The following is a 14,455-nucleotide window of genomic DNA, read 5'->3' as shown; positions in this document are numbered from 1 at the left end:
TGAAAAACGGCTCATTTATTTTTGATGTTTTTTAAACCCGTGCTTCGACGCTCACCCAGTAACGGGTAAAGCGCCTCACCTTCACCGGCAAACTGATTTCCAGCAGGTCGAGAATCCGCTCGCTGTCGTCCAGCGGGTAAGTCCCGGAGATCAGCAGGTCGGCGACGTTCTTGGCGCAATTGAGCTGGCCGCGACGGTAGCGAGCCAGTTCATCGAGGAAGTCGCCCAGACGCATATGTGCCGCCACTATCATGCCGTCGGCCCAGGCGCCGCTGTTGGCGTCCAAAGGCTTGGCTTCGGCGACTGAAGCAGAGGTAAAACTCAACTGACGCGCGAGCGGCAGCAGCATCGGCGCGCGTCCATTGCTGCTCAGTTCGACGCGGCCTTCAAACAGCGCAACCTGGGTGTGATCGGCAAATTGCCGCACATTGAGGCGTGCGCCGTGAGTTTTCAGAGTGCCTTGGGCCGTGCGCACTTCGAACGGTTGCGCGGCAGTCAGGAGGATTTCGCCTTCGAGCAAGCGGATCAGTCGCGCCGAGGTGTCGACATCCGCAGCACTGGCGGTGTTGAGTTGCAACTGATCGCCGGCACCGAGTGCCACCTTGCGCCGTTGCCCGATCGGGCTGCGGTAATCGGCGAACAGCGACGGCAGCGGGGTGTGTTCGCGCATGCCCCAGGTCACCGCCGAACCGGCACCGAGAATCAGCAGCAGTTTCAGCGCCTGACGACGGCTGCCGGACTTTGGTCCGTTCAACGTCGCGTGTGCCAGCGGCGAAGACACACCGCGCAAGCGCTGGTTGACCCGTTGAATGTGTTCCCACGCCCGCCGGTGTTCGCTGTGCGCGTCCAGCCATTGTTGCCAGGCGTGTTGCTGGTGCGGGGAGAGCGTGCCTTGCTGCATTTCCATCAACCAATACACGGCCTGTTCAGCCACTTGGGAGGAGAAATCCGGCGCGCGGTTCATAGGGCGAAGTAGCAGCGCATCGCCGCTTTGTTCAAATGACGTTTGACCGTGGCCACAGAGATGTCGAGTTCAGCGGCGATCTGTGGATAAGTCAGGCCATCGACCTGCGCCAGCAAAAAGGCACGTTTGACCTGGCGCGGCAAACCGTCGAGCAACTGATCCAGCTCCATCAGGGTTTGCAGGATGATCGCCTTGTGTTCTTCCGACGGCGCGACCATGTCCGGCATCTGCGCCAAGGTGTCGAGGTAAGCGCGTTCGACATCCTGACGGCGGTAATGATTGAACAGAACGCGCTTGGCCAACGTCGTCAGAAAGGCGCGCGGCTCGATGATCACCGGCGGTTCGCGGGCGGTCAGCACCTTGATAAACGTGTCCTGGGCAAGATCCGCCGCGCTGTCCGGGCAGCCGAGTTTGCGCCGCAGCCAGCCAGTCAGCCAACTGTGATGAGCCTGATAGAGCGATTCGACGAGATGGGCGGACGACAACGGTATTACTCCGGGCGCTTGATGGCGCGGTAGAGAGTATGCGTTAGAGAACAAGAACTGTTCGCATTGTAAGGGGCGAAACGCTAAACCGGCAATCAGATGCTTTTGCGTATGAGAATATTTATCATTAATATTGGTTGCCTGTAGGTTCGGCTGATCGGCCGGACGTTTTTCGTTTCAGGGTCGAAACATGAAAGGCAAACTCGCCACACTTCCCATGTCCTATCGTCTGGCCGTCACCTCACGGGTGTTGGCGGCGGTGTTTGGCGGCTATCTCGTTGCGGCGCTGGCCAGTGTCACCCTGACGCTGTGGCTGCCGTTGAGCCGCGCCGAAGCGGTGGTGACCGGCATGACCATTTCCTTTCTGGTCTATCTGGTGGCGGTGCTCTGGTGCTTTGCCTGCCGTACGGCGTGGTCAGCCTGGGTCGGTTTGCTGGTGCCGAGCGTGATTCTGGCAACCATCTCCGGCGCAGCACGCGGATTGGGCCTGGCATGAAAGAGGGTTTTCGTCAGGCGATGGCCTGGCTGCACACCTGGGCCGGACTGCTGTTCGGCTGGTTGCTGTTCGCGATTTTTCTGACCGGGACGCTGGCCTATTTCAAGGATGAAATCAGCCACTGGATGCAGCCGGAAATCCCTGCTCGTTCGGTGAGTGCCGAGACCAGCCTGACGCTGGCCCAGGATTATCTGCAACAACACGCGGCGGGCGCTTCACGCTGGCTCATCGATTTGCCCGATGCCCGTGATCCCGGCCTGACCGTGCGTTGGCAGCAAGCACCGGCAAAACCGGGTGAGCGCGGACGTTTCGAAGCCAAAACTCTGGATGCGCAAACCGGCGCCGAAGTGCAGGGCCGCGACAGCATGGGCGGCGAGTTCTTTTATCGCTTCCACTTTCAGCTACAAATGCCTTACCCGTGGGGCCGTTGGCTGTCGACCATTGCTGCGATGGTGATGTTTGTCGCGTTGATCACCGGAATCATCACCCACAAGAAAATCTTCAAGGACTTCTTCACCTTCCGCCCGCGCAAGGGTCAGCGCTCCTGGCTCGACGGGCATAACGCGGTCGGCGTATTGGTGTTGCCGTTTCACTTGATGATCACCTACAGCAGCCTGGTGATTTTCATGTCGATGGTCATGCCGGCGAGCATCGTCGCGTCTTACGGCAGTGACGTGCGCACGTTTTATGACGAAGTTTTCCCCGCTTCGAAGACCCCGGAACGCGCCGATATCGCTGCGCCTTTGACGTCCATGGCGCCGCTGTTGAGCAAGGCCAGCGAGCAATGGTCGGGCGGCCATACGGCGCGTCTGTCGGTGAGCAATCCGGGGGATGCCAATGCGACGGTGGTGCTGTCCCGTGCGGGGGATCGCGTGGTGCATGATTTCGGCCGCGCCGTGACCTTCAACGGTGTGACCGGGCAGATGCTCGGCAGCACACCGGAACAGCCGCTGGCGATGGCGGTGGGCGGTGCGTTCTATGGTTTGCACATGGGCCACTTCGCCGGGTCGGTGTTGCGCTGGCTGTATTTCATCTGTGGGCTGGCCGGCACCGCGATGATCGGCACCGGGCTGGTTATCTGGCTCGGCAAGCGGCAACTCAAACATGCCAAGAGCGGCGTGATGCCGTTCGAACTGCGGCTGGTGGAAGTACTGAACATCGCCAGCATGGCCGGGCTGGTGTCGGCGGTGGCGGTGTTCTTCCTGGCCAATCGTCTGTTGCCGGTGAGCCTTGCCGGGCGTGCCGATTGGGAAGTGAACGCTTTCTTCATGGCCTGGGGCCTGAGCGTGCTGCACGCGCTGTTACGGCCGGGGCGCAAGGCCTGGATTGAACAGCTTGTGCTCGGTGCCGCGCTGTTTGTCGCGGTGCCGCTGATCAATGCGCTGACCACTCCTTGGAACCTCGGCGTGGCTTTGCTGCAGCGCGATTGGGCGTTGGCCGGTTTTGATCTGACCTGCCTCGCCACAGGTCTGTTTCTGGCGTGGGCCGCATGGAAAATGCAGCGCGCCGGCAGCACCGTCAGCGTTAAAAAGCCACGTCGCGAAACGCCACGGACGATCACTCTTGAGCAAGGGGTTAACTGATGCTGCTGGCCCTGTTGCTCACCTACGCCGGATTCACCGCGTTGTGCCTGTCGATGCCTCGGCACCACGATGAATTGCTCAGCCGCAAGCCTTCCACGCGTCGCCGTCAGGGCCTGAAACTGGCCGGGTGGTTTTTGTTGGGCTTGTCGCTGTGGGCCGCCGTTTCTGCCAATGGCTGGAGTTTCGGTCTGGTCGACTGGTTCGCCGTGCTGATGCTCAGCGCCCTGGCGTTGGTATTGCTGCTGCCGTATCGCCCGCGTTTCGCATTGGCACTGGCCGGTGTCAGTCTGCTGGCCAGCCCGGTCGCCGCATGGGCGCAGTGCTGAAGTGCTGATCGATCATCCGCCGGAATCCCGCGACGACGAGCCGCGCGGGGCGCGTGCGCATTTTCTTCAGGTGTTTTTGTCCCAGCGTTCGCAGATGGAGGCGCTGGTGAACCGCCGCGTCGGTTGCCGGGCGACGGCGGCGGATCTGGTGCAGGACCTGTTTCTGCGTTTCTGGCGGCGGCCGCTGGTGCAGGTCGAAGAACTCAGCACCTATCTTTTACGCTGCGCCGGCAACATTGCCATCGACCATTTGCGCAGCGAAGGCACGCGCACGCGCGTCAACGAAGGCTGGCAACCGGACGCGCCGCACAGCCACGGCAGCGAACCGCAAGCGGCGCTGGAAGCGGGCAATGATCTGCGCCATGTCGAAGCGGCGTTGCGTGCGTTGCCCGAGCGTACCCGGCAGATCTTTTTGCTCAATCGCATCCACGGCCGCAAGTACGCGGAAATCGCCAAAGCCATGGGCCTGTCCCAAAGTGCCGTGGAAAAACATATGATGCGCGCCCTCGAGGCCTGCAAGGCCAGCCTGCGCGAACCCGCGCCACGCCTGCCAGGGAAAGCACCGTGAACCGATCCGATTCGATCATCCCGACGCCCGCGCAAGAGCAGGCCGCGTTTGCGTGGCTGAGCCTGTTGCATGATCGGCCGAGTGCGGGCGATCAATTGACCTTCAGCCAATGGCTGCGGGCGGATCCGGCGCATGCCGAGGCCTATGCGCAGGCGCAGGTGGTCTGGGAACTGAGCGAAAGCCCGGCGCGCACGCTGGCCGATGAAGAGGCTTTGGCGTTGCAGGGCTTTCTCGATGCGATGGATCGCCCGCGCCGTCCGCAGCTTTTGCGTTGGTCGGGGGCGCTGGCGATGGCCGCGTGTCTGTTGCTGATGGTCAGCCTTGGCACCGGCTGGCAACCGCAGCGCTGGATCGATGATCTGGGCGCGGATTACGTTTCAGCACCGGGGGAAATTCGCACCGTGACCCTGGCTGATCAATCGCAAGTAACGCTGGATGCTGACAGTGCGATTGCCGTGGATTTCAGCCGTGGCGAGCGGCATGTCCAGTTGCGTCGCGGTGCCGGATTTTTCACGGTTACGCACACCGGCGAGCCGTTTGTGGTCGAGGCCGAGAAAGGTCAGGCGCGGGTGCTCGGGACGCAATTCGAAGTGCGACTGCAACCGCAAGGCGCGCAGGTGACGGTGTTGTCCGGGCGCGTCGGGGTGACGGCGGAGCGTGGTGGTGAACAACAGATTCTCACAGCCGGCCAGCAGGTTGCTTACGGTGACGGTGCGGCGGAAAAACTGCATGCCGTGGACAGCGAAGGGCAATTGGCGTGGCGTCAGGGCTGGCTGACTTACTACAAGTCGACGCTGGGCGATGTGGTGGAGGATCTGCGGCGCTATTACCCAGGGCGGATTGTGTTGCTCAACGATGAGCTGGCGGCGCGCAAGGTCAGTGGCAGTTTTCCGAGCAAGGATCCGCAGGCTGTGTTGAGTTCGCTGCAAGGGGTGATGGGGTTTGAGCAGCATCAGGTGTTGGGGCATCTGATTATTTTGCGTTGAGGCAAAGTCAAAAGATCGCAGCCTTCGGCAGCTCCTACAGGGATCGCATTCCAATGTAGGAGCTGCCGAAGGCTGCGATCTTTTGATCTGCAAAAATATTTTCAGATTTGTGGTGAGGTAAACCCGAGCCCAATCCGTGTAGTGACTGAAACTGCGATTCATTCGCATCCGTAGCGGTTCTACACAGGTCATTGAGTCATGAAGTCCAGGGCAAAATCGGGTTCGGTCAAACAGTGGTTGGGCGTGTCGGCATTGAGTTTTTCGGCATTGGCATTGCTGCCGATAAGCGTGTCTCTGGCCGCTGAAACCGTCAGCAGCCAGGCGCAAAAGCAGTTCAATTTTTCCCTGGCCGCCAAACCGCTGCCGCAAGCCTTGAGCGACTTCAGCCGCGTCACCGGGCAGAGCGTGGTCTACACCGACGAAGCGCCGTACGGCCTCACCGCACCGGCCGTCAATGGCCAGATGAGTGCCGAACAGGCCCTGCAACGTCTGCTCAGCGGTTCCGGCCTCAACTTCCGTCGCACCGATAGTCACACGCTGGCACTGGAACCCAAACCCACCGAAGGCGCGTTGAACCTCGGCGCCACCACCATCACCTCGACCCGCGACGAGTCGATGAGTTACCAACCACCGGAAACCAGTTCGGTGATGCGTTCCTCAGCGTCGTTGCAGGAAGTCCCGCAGACCATCAACGTCATCCCGGCGCAAGTGATCCGCGATCAGGCGCCGCGCAATCTGGATGACGCGCTGGCCAATGTCAGCGGCATTACCCAAGGCAACACCTTGGGCAGCACGCAGGATTCGGTGATGACCCGCGGTTTCGGTGACAACCGCAACGGCTCGATCATGCGCGACGGCATGCCGATCGTGCAGGGCCGTGGCATGAACGCCACGGTTGATCGCGTCGAAGTGCTCAAAGGTCCGGCCTCTTTGCTGTACGGCATTCAAGACCCCGGTGGTGTGGTCAACATGGTCAGCAAGAAGCCCGAACTGACGCAATACAATGCGCTGACCTTGCGCGGGTCGACTTACGGCGAGGGCAAGAACGGCAGCGGCGGCACCTTCGACAGCACCGGCCCGTTGGGCGATTCCGGGCTGGCCTATCGCATGGTGCTCGACCACGAAGACGAAGATTATTGGCGCAACTTCGGCACCCATCGTGAAACCCTGATCGCCCCGTCGCTGGCCTGGTTCGGCGAGAGCACCAAGCTGTTGTTCGCCTACGAGCACCGTGAATTTCTCACGCCGTTCGACCGTGGCACGCTGATCGATCCGCGCACCAATCACCCGCTGGACATCTCGCGCAAGGAGCGTCTCGACGAGCCGTTCAACAACATGGAAGGCCGCTCGGACCTGTATCACTTTGAAGCCGACCACGACCTCAACGACGACTGGAAAGCGCATTTCGGCTACAGCTGGAACCGCGAAACCTACGACGCCAGCCAGGTTCGCGTGACCGCCATCGACACCAACAAAGGCACGCTGACCCGCAGCATGGACGGCACCCAGAACGCGATCAGCACCGACCGTTTCACCACCGCCAGTCTCGAAGGCAAGGTCAACGTGCTGGGCATGCAGCATGATCTGGTGTTCGGCGTCGATGACGAGTACCGCAAGATCTACCGCGAGGACTTGATCCGGCAGAAAAGCCTGACCACGTTCAGCTACCTCAGTCCGGTGTATGGCCGCGAAGTCGCCGGTACGACCGTCAGCGCCCCCGACAGCGCGCAGACTGATGAACTGCGCAGCGATTCGGTGTTCATGCAGGACTCGATTCACCTCAACGACCAGTGGATTCTGGTCGCCGGCGGACGCTTCCAGGAGTACGACCAGTACGCGGGCAAAGGCGTACCGTTCAAGGCCAACACCGACAGCAACGGGCAGAAGTGGGTGCCGCGCGCCGGTCTGGTGTATCGCTACACCGACGCCTTGTCGTTCTACGGCAGCTACACCGAATCGTTCAAACCCAACTCGACTATCGCCCCGCTGAGCGGCAGTAGCACCGTGCTCGACGGCAGCATCGCGCCGGAAGAAGCCAAGTCATGGGAGCTCGGCGCGCGTCTGGATATGCCGGGGCGCGTCACTGGCAACATCGCGTTGTTCGACATCAAGAAACGCAATGTGCTGGTGGCCAATTCCGAAGGCCCGACGACGATTTACAGCGCGGCCGGCGAGGTGCGTTCGCGCGGTCTGGAAATGGATTTGACCGGCCAACTGACTGATCACTGGAGCATGATCGGCAGCTACGCCTACACCGATGCCGAAGTGACCGAAGACCCGGACTACAAAGGCAAGCGCCTGCAAAACGTGGCGAAGAATTCCGGCTCATTGTCGGCGGTGTATGACTTCGGCAGTGTGATCGGCGGTGACCAGTTGCGCGTCGGCGCCGGGGCGCGGTATGTCGGTGAACGTGCGGGGAACGCGGTGAATGACTTTGATCTGCCGAGCTATACCGTGGCCGATGCGTTTGCCACTTACGACACCAGGGTTGAGGGGCAGAAGGTCAAGTTTCAGCTCAATGTGAAGAACCTGTTTGACCGCACGTATTACACCTCGGCGGCGAGCCGATTCTTTGTGTCGATGGGGGATTCGCGGCAGGTATCGCTGTCGAGCACTTTGGAGTTTTAAGGCAAGATCAAAAGCCCCTCACCCTAACCCTCTCCCGGGGGGAGAGGGGACTGACCGTGGGATATTCGAGAGATACACCGACCTGAAAGTAATGCTTGGAATCCATAATCGACTCGATCATTCAGGTCGATGTACAACGCCAGACACCTCGGTCGGCCCCCTCTCTTTGGGGGAGAGGGGACTGACCGGGGGATATTCCAGAGGTACACCGACTTGAACGTGATGCTTTGAATCCATAATCGATTCGGTGTTTCAGGTCGACGTACAGCGCCAGACACCTCGGTCAGCCCCCTCTCCCTCTGGGAGAGGGCTGGGGTGAGGGAAAAAGGGCTCAACGCAAAAACGCCTGCCGATACTCCCCCGGCGTCCCGCCCAAAACCTGCTTGAACCGATTGGTGAAATGACTCGCGCTGGCAAACCCGCACGCCAGCGCAATCTCGCCCAACGGCAACGCCGTCCCGCGCAACAACTCTCGTGCCCGGCTCAAGCGCCGCGCCAGCACGTATTGATGCGGCGGCAGGCCGAAACTCGTCCGGAACATCCGCGCAAAGTGGTATTCCGACAGCGCGCACAACCCGGCCAGTTGCCCCAGGCTGATCGGCTCGGCCAACTGAGTGTCGATGAACTCCACCAATTGCCGCCGCTGGTGTGGCGCCAATCCACCCTTCAACCGCAAATCCTGACGCGCATCCACTTGGCTGAGCAAGGTGTGGCTGATCAATTCATGGGCGAGGCTGCTGGTCAGCAAACGTTCGGCGGGTTCGTCCCAATTCAGCGTCAGCAACCGCCGGAAGCGTTGCGCCTGTTGTGGGTCTTCGAGGAAGGTCTGCTCGCGCAATTGCATCTCACGGGGTTCGCGATCAAGCAGCGTGACGCAACCGAGGGCAAATTGTTCGGCGCTGAAATACAGGTGCGCCAGGCGGATATCGCCGTTGATCACCCAGCCTGACTCATGATCGGCCGGCAGGATGCACAGCTTGTCCGGCCCGCCTTTCTGACCGGGTTGATCGCGACGGAATGTGCCGGTACCACCGGCGATGTAGCAGGACAGCGTGTGGTGGCTCGGCGCTTCATAATCCTGCGCATCGTGGTGGTTGGTCCACAAAGCGGCAGACAAGCCGTCGCCGAGCTCGGCGCTGTGCACAAGGCGTGCGTTGGGCGAGCTGTTTAACGCTTGAAAGACTTGCAGGGTATCGATGGCGGCCATGGTCGGTTCTCTTCAACGCCTTGCATCCTACTCCGTAGGGGCCGCGCTGCCAGCCTGCCGCCCGACAAAAGCGCAAGAATCTGCAAGCGCACAAGCCTGACCGGACGGACACTCAAGGCCTTTCGAGGAGTGTGTGCCATGAACCTGTCGTTGTATTTGTTGACCGTGCTGATTTGGGGCACCACCTGGATTGCCTTGAAATGGCAACTGGGCGTGGTGGCTATTCCGGTGTCGATCGTCTATCGCTTCGGCCTCGCCGCGCTGGTTCTGTTTGCGTTGTTGCTGCTCAGCCGACGGCTGCAACCGATGAACCGCCGTGGGCATTTGATCTGCGTGGCTCAAGGGTTGTGTTTATTCTGCGTCAACTTCATGTGCTTCCTGACCGCCAGTCAGTGGATCCCCAGTGGTCTGGTCGCGGTGGTGTTCTCAACTGCGACGCTGTGGAACGCGCTGAATGCGCGAGTGTTCTTCGGTCAACGTATCGCGCGCAATGTGCTGATGGGCGGTGCGCTGGGGCTGTTCGGGTTGGGCATGTTGTTCTGGCCGGAATTGGCCGGACATCAGGCCAGCCCGCAAACCTTGCTCGGTCTCGGCCTGGCGTTGTGCGGCACGTTGTGTTTCTCGGCGGGCAACATGCTCTCGAGTCTGCAGCAGAAGGCCGGTCTCAAGCCGCTGACCACCAACGCCTGGGGCATGGCCTATGGTGCGGCGATGCTGTCGGTGTGGTGCCTGGTCAAGGGCATTGCGTTCGACATGGATTGGAGTCCGCGTTATGTCGGTGCGCTGCTGTATCTGGTCATCCCGGGTTCAGTGATCGGTTTCACCGCGTATCTGACGCTGGTCGGACGCATGGGCCCGGAGCGGGCGGCTTACTGCACCGTCCTGTTCCCGATCGTGGCGCTGAACGTCTCGGCATTTGCTGAAGGTTACCAATGGACAGCGCCGGCGCTGGTCGGTCTGGTGTTAGTGATGCTGGGCAACGTACTGGTGTTTCGTAAACCGAAATCGGTGGTGGCGCCGGTACAGGGAAAGTTGGCTTGAAATAAACGAGCGCTGAACTTCAGCGCTCGACTTTCAATGTGATGTAAATCATTACCGGGAAAATGAAATCAACGATATGTCGCGCCCAGTCCTTGGCATTCCATGATTGCGAAGTGTCCATGTCAAACCATTCCACTCCAACGGTTTGCAGGCAGACGTAATAAATGAAAATGGCCGCCAGTATGCCCATGATCGAAAACTTCTTCGCCTCGTGGAATATTTCTGCAGGGGCGTTGATGTTGCGATACAGCTGATAGGTGCCGATCAGGCACAACACTGTATACGTGACCTCCAGGGTGATGATGAACCAGTAGATCCGATGATGAATCATTGGCGAATCAATAGCTCGATACTTGATTGTTTCACTGGCAGTGGTGGTGTCCATGCTCAGGATGTGCGCCACGTAAGTGTAGTTTGAATCATAGTCGGTGAAGTTGTGGATCATCACCAGCAGGCCAAAGAAGCTGATATAGGCCATTAATATAACTTTGCTGTAGCGAATAAGTTTGTCAGTGGTCAGGGCGTTCAAGGTTTAGCTCTCCATAGCGAGTGTCGATAATTCGGCAGCCGGGCAGAGCTTATAATGCTGATATATATTTGGCTTTGATGTTCAATTTCAAGTTGTGTATGGGGTAACTAACGGGCAAGTGCGGTTTGGCACTTGCCCGTACTTTTTTATCCGCGCCAGACTTGCGGGTTGACCAGATCCTGCGGGCGTTCGCCGAGCAGGGCGCTGCGCAGATTGGCCAGTGCACGATTGGCCATGGCTTCGCGGGTTTCATTTGTCGCCGAGCCGATGTGCGGCAGGGTCACGGCGTTACTCAACTGGAACAGCGGCGATTCGGCCAGCGGTTCTTTTTCGTAAACGTCGAGGCCGGCACCACGAATGCGCTTGGTTTGCAGGGCTTCGATCAGGGCCGGTTCATCGACCACCGGGCCACGCGATATGTTCACCAAAATGGCGTCGGGTTTCATCAGGGCCAGTTCGCGATGGCTGATCAGGTGGCGGGTCTTGTCGCTGAGCGGCACCACCAGGCAGACGAAATCGGCTTCGGCGAGCAGTTGATCGAGGCTGCGAAATTGTGCGCCGAGTTCTTGTTCCAGGTCGGTCTTGCGGCTGTTGCCGCTGTAGATGATCGGCATGTTGAAACCGAAGCGGCCACGGCGGGCGACGGCGGCGCCGATGTTGCCCATGCCGACGATGCCGAGGGTTTTGCCGTGGACGTCGCAGCCGAACAGCGGGGCGCCGACGCTGGCTTGCCATTGGCCGGCCTTGGTCCAGGCGTCGAGTTCGGCGACGCGGCGGGCGCTGCTCATGATCAGGGCGAAGGCGAGGTCGGCGGTGCTTTCGGTGAGCACATCCGGGGTGTTGGTGAGCATGATGCCGCGTTGGTTGAAGTAGTCGAGGTCGTAGTTGTCGTAGCCGACGGAGACGCTGGAGACTACTTCGAGTTTTGTCGCGGTTTCGAGTTGGGCCTGGCCGAGTTTGCGGCCGACGCCGATGAGGCCGTGGGCGTGGGGCAGGGCTTCGTTGAATTGGGCGTTGATGTCGCCGGCTTTTGGGTTGGGGACGATGACGTCGAATTCTTGCTGGAGGCGTTCGATCATGGGCGGGGTGATGCGGCTGAAGGCCAGGACAGTCTTTTTCATCGTTTTTGGCTCTTGTTCGGGCTTGATACCAAGCACGCTAACATTTCTGGCTTGGGGTTGTCTTGGCGGCTTGTGCGCCGATCTGCCTCTCGGGCTTTTGGGCCAATCTACGGTTTTTCGGGGGGCGGCTCCGTGTTCATCCCGAGTCTCTCCTAGTGTTGCTGTTCTAAACGTGCGCTGAACTTTTGATGACTTCGCTTATAACAAAAAAAGATCGTCGATAAAGGCTTTTATTGCGAATAAGTCTCTAAGACTGTCATTTCTGACAGGTGCGGGTAAAACATAATAATGGCAGTCTTTTATTTCGTATTTCCGCGACAGTCAACTTTGATAAAAGGACTTCTCATGAAAAATGAATTTTTTCTGTTTTCAAACCAACAGAAAAATGTGAGCGGTACGGCCAATGTTCTCATTGATAGTCTTGCACCTTTCAACGGCGTGGTTGAAACCTTCGCAACGAATGGTGAGGAAGTTTACGTTAATGCACGTCAGCAATTTGATGCCACGCGATCAGGGTCTCTGACGTTCAGGTTTAAGGCTGATATCACTAATGGTAAGCATGATTATGAGGCTGATTCAGGGCTGTCTATTTTTTATAGTTTGGTCGAAAAGTCCGATGACTGGACAAAAATCACGCCGTATCCGGCTGTTTATGGCAGTGGAGCTGTAACTGTGAGTTTCGACTATGCTAAAGGTACATTGGCAGTGGGGTTTGACTTGGAAGTTCAAAACCATTCAACAGAGCCAAAGTTAAAAGCGATTGGTGCATTCAGAGATGTTTCAGGTCTTGAGCATGTTAAGAAATAACACGACTCTATTTTTATTCAATCAATGTTTTTTTGAGCGATCGCCGTCCATCGGGACGTCCACGTTTATCGATAGATGTGGACGTCCCGCGCTGGACTCAGGCTGCTCCTAAGGATTAGCGATGCGTGGTGGGCAGTGTCACTTCCACATTATCCAGCACGCGATTCACCGCCAGTTCGGCGAGCATGATGATCTGCTGAATCGCCAGAATCGTGCGCCGTTGCGGCAGGTCGATGTAGGCGGCGATGTCGCTGGTCATGAGGCTGGCCTGGGCCAGGGATTCGCAGGCGTGAACCAGCAGGCTTTCGCTGTCCTGTTCCGGGGCGACCTGGAACATGGTGCTGGGTTTGTGAAAGCGCAGGGTGAGGGCGTTGGGTTTGAGGTAGTGGTCGAGGGCGCGTTCGGCGGCTTCGTGGAATTTCTTTGAGCCGGGGAATTCGTAGGGGGTAGTGTCGTCGGTTTCGGGGGGATTTTGAGGGGGATTGAGCACGGTGGAACTCCTTGAAGTGCTCCATTCATAAGCCGAGCGACCAAGCCCGGTTGCTGACTCGTCAGCGACACCCAAATCCTAGCCACCACACTTCCGACGGACAACCGTCAAAACCTGTCGGAAACATCCGCAGATTCCTGGTTTTCGTAGGAGTTGTCGTAGGTGTGGATTGCTTGATTTTTAAACGGGAAGTCCGGCGACCGCAGGCTGTGGCTGATCTGCGCGAAGATGATTTTCCGTTTAAGGTTTGGTCATGGCAGCAGCCGAAGGTGAAAGGGGAAGACACGCGCTCGGCCTTTGTTTCGCGGTGAATTTACCCCTCACCCCAGCCCTCTCCCGAGGGAGAGGGAGCCGATTTTTGGGCATTTCAAAATCTGAGTTCGACTCGGTATCGCACGTCGGTGTAACTCGTCCAAACACCTCGGTCAGTCCCCTCTCCCTTTGGGAGAGGGTTAGGGTGAGGGGCTTTTAGTTGTGTGCCGGGGATTGCGGGATTTCGTGGTTATCCAGCACCCGGTTCACCGCCAGTTCGGCGAGCATGATGATCTGCTGAATCGCCAAGATCGTCCGTCGTTGCGGCAGGTCGATGTAGGCGGCGATGTCGCTGGTCATGAGGCTGGCCTGGGCCAGGGATTCGCAGGCGTGGACCAGCAGGCTTTCGCTGTCCTGTTCCGGGGCGACCTGGAACATGGTGCTGGGTTTGTGGAAGCGCAGGGTGAGTGCGTTGGGTTTGAGGTAGTGGTCGAGGGCGCGCTCGGCGGCTTCGTGGAATTTCTTTGAGCCGGGAAATTCGTAAGGAGTGGTGTTCTCCGCTTCGGGCGGATTGGGCGTTGGTTTGAACATAGGAAACATACTCGTGGCAAGTTGAGTTGAAGCTGCCACTTTTCGTTTTCCAGGCGAAAGGGTGGCAGCTGTACGCAGACTGGAAAAACCGGTCAACTTGCCAAAACCGGCAGGCCCAAGGGCCTCCCGCGTACAGCCGCCATAACATTGCGAGCAGAAAAAGCGCCGCAGTATGCCATGAGCTTTGGTAGTTGAAATCGGGTTTTCCAGACCCGGTCGCTGATGCGTCAGCGACACCCAAATCCTAGCCACCGCACTTCCGACGGACAACCGTCAAAACCTGTCGGAAAGATCCGTGAAATACCCGTTTCTGTAGGCTCGGCCGTAGGCTGCGATTAAACATCAAGATCAAAAGATCGCAGCCTGCGGCAGCTCCTACAG

General features: G+C 58.9%; 15 protein-coding genes. 8 read left to right on the top strand and 7 right to left on the bottom strand.

Going from position 1 to position 14,455, the window contains the following annotated elements:
* Positions 1-31: 31 nt before the first annotated feature.
* Together CKW17_RS07835 and CKW17_RS07830 are read right to left on the bottom strand one after the other, a co-directional pair.
* Complete coding sequence (locus CKW17_RS07835) at positions 32-964, bottom strand: DUF4880 domain-containing protein (RefSeq protein ID WP_095119415.1); 933 nt, start codon at positions 962-964, stop codon at positions 32-34.
* Positions 961-1,449 (bottom strand): sigma-70 family RNA polymerase sigma factor, encoded by a 489-nt coding sequence (locus CKW17_RS07830; RefSeq protein WP_095119414.1) that lies wholly within the window; start codon positions 1,447-1,449, stop codon positions 961-963. The genes CKW17_RS07835 and CKW17_RS07830 overlap by 4 nt, the downstream gene beginning before the upstream one ends.
* A gap of 190 nt (positions 1,450-1,639) precedes the next feature.
* On the opposite strand from CKW17_RS07830, the gene CKW17_RS07825 reads away from it, so the two are divergent.
* The 6 genes from CKW17_RS07825 to CKW17_RS07800 all read left to right on the top strand — a co-directional run bounded on the left by CKW17_RS07825 (position 1,640) and on the right by CKW17_RS07800 (position 8,036).
* The gene (locus CKW17_RS07825) at positions 1,640-1,945 is read left to right on the top strand and encodes a DUF3649 domain-containing protein (RefSeq protein ID WP_016986986.1); all 306 of its coding nucleotides are present in this window, start codon (positions 1,640-1,642) and stop codon (positions 1,943-1,945) included.
* Positions 1,942-3,528: a PepSY domain-containing protein gene (locus CKW17_RS07820; protein ID WP_095119413.1), complete on the top strand. Its 1,587-nt coding sequence runs from the start codon at positions 1,942-1,944 to the stop codon at positions 3,526-3,528. The genes CKW17_RS07825 and CKW17_RS07820 overlap by 4 nt, the downstream gene beginning before the upstream one ends.
* Positions 3,528-3,854: a DUF3325 domain-containing protein gene (locus CKW17_RS07815; protein WP_095119412.1), complete on the top strand. Its 327-nt coding sequence runs from the start codon at positions 3,528-3,530 to the stop codon at positions 3,852-3,854. The genes CKW17_RS07820 and CKW17_RS07815 overlap by 1 nt, the downstream gene beginning before the upstream one ends.
* Position 3,855: 1 nt before the next feature.
* Complete coding sequence (locus tag CKW17_RS07810) at positions 3,856-4,422, top strand: RNA polymerase sigma factor (protein ID WP_095119411.1); 567 nt, start codon at positions 3,856-3,858, stop codon at positions 4,420-4,422.
* Positions 4,419-5,408, top strand: a complete 990-nt coding sequence (locus CKW17_RS07805) for a FecR family protein (protein ID WP_095119410.1) — start codon at positions 4,419-4,421, stop codon at positions 5,406-5,408. Before CKW17_RS07810 ends, CKW17_RS07805 begins: the two co-directional genes overlap by 4 nt.
* Positions 5,409-5,606: 198 nt before the next feature.
* A complete protein-coding gene (locus CKW17_RS07800; protein ID WP_095119409.1) occupies positions 5,607-8,036 on the top strand; it encodes a TonB-dependent receptor in 2,430 nt (809 codons plus the stop codon).
* Between the two features lie 331 nt (positions 8,037-8,367).
* Here CKW17_RS07800 and CKW17_RS07795 read toward each other — a convergent pair whose 3' ends face one another.
* Positions 8,368-9,243 (bottom strand): AraC family transcriptional regulator, encoded by an 876-nt coding sequence (locus tag CKW17_RS07795; protein WP_095119408.1) that lies wholly within the window; start codon positions 9,241-9,243, stop codon positions 8,368-8,370.
* A gap of 138 nt (positions 9,244-9,381) precedes the next feature.
* Here CKW17_RS07795 and CKW17_RS07790 point away from each other — a divergent pair, with 138 nt between their 5' ends.
* Positions 9,382-10,284, top strand: coding sequence for a DMT family transporter (locus CKW17_RS07790; RefSeq protein ID WP_095119407.1), 903 nt, complete (start codon positions 9,382-9,384; stop codon positions 10,282-10,284).
* A 19-nt stretch (positions 10,285-10,303) separates the two neighbouring features.
* On the opposite strand, the gene CKW17_RS07785 is transcribed toward CKW17_RS07790, so the two are convergent.
* Both CKW17_RS07785 and CKW17_RS07780 read right to left on the bottom strand, forming a co-directional pair.
* Positions 10,304-10,813 carry a DUF2165 family protein gene (locus tag CKW17_RS07785; RefSeq protein ID WP_095119406.1) on the bottom strand — a complete coding sequence of 170 codons (510 nt, stop codon included), beginning with the start codon at positions 10,811-10,813 and terminating at the stop codon, positions 10,304-10,306.
* 146 nt (positions 10,814-10,959) lie between these two features.
* Positions 10,960-11,934 carry a D-glycerate dehydrogenase gene (locus CKW17_RS07780; protein WP_095119405.1) on the bottom strand — a complete coding sequence of 325 codons (975 nt, stop codon included), beginning with the start codon at positions 11,932-11,934 and terminating at the stop codon, positions 10,960-10,962.
* 345 nt (positions 11,935-12,279) lie between these two features.
* Between CKW17_RS07780 and CKW17_RS07775 the strand changes: the two genes are divergently transcribed.
* Positions 12,280-12,741, top strand: coding sequence for a hypothetical protein (locus CKW17_RS07775; protein WP_095119404.1), 462 nt, complete (start codon positions 12,280-12,282; stop codon positions 12,739-12,741).
* A gap of 115 nt (positions 12,742-12,856) precedes the next feature.
* On the opposite strand, the gene CKW17_RS07770 is transcribed toward CKW17_RS07775, so the two are convergent.
* A complete protein-coding gene (locus CKW17_RS07770) occupies positions 12,857-13,231 on the bottom strand; it encodes a DUF6124 family protein (protein WP_095119403.1) in 375 nt (124 codons plus the stop codon).
* A 468-nt stretch (positions 13,232-13,699) separates the two neighbouring features.
* Positions 13,700-14,074: a DUF6124 family protein gene (locus CKW17_RS07765; protein ID WP_095119402.1), complete on the bottom strand. Its 375-nt coding sequence runs from the start codon at positions 14,072-14,074 to the stop codon at positions 13,700-13,702.
* Positions 14,075-14,455: the final 381 nt, after the last annotated feature.

Source organism: Pseudomonas sp. Irchel s3f10, from assembly GCF_900187515.1.
In the GTDB taxonomy this organism is placed as follows: domain Bacteria; phylum Pseudomonadota; class Gammaproteobacteria; order Pseudomonadales; family Pseudomonadaceae; genus Aquipseudomonas; species Aquipseudomonas tensinigenes.
The sequence above is the reverse complement of the archived record's forward strand: the minus strand, read 5'-3'. Positions and strand labels throughout refer to the sequence as shown.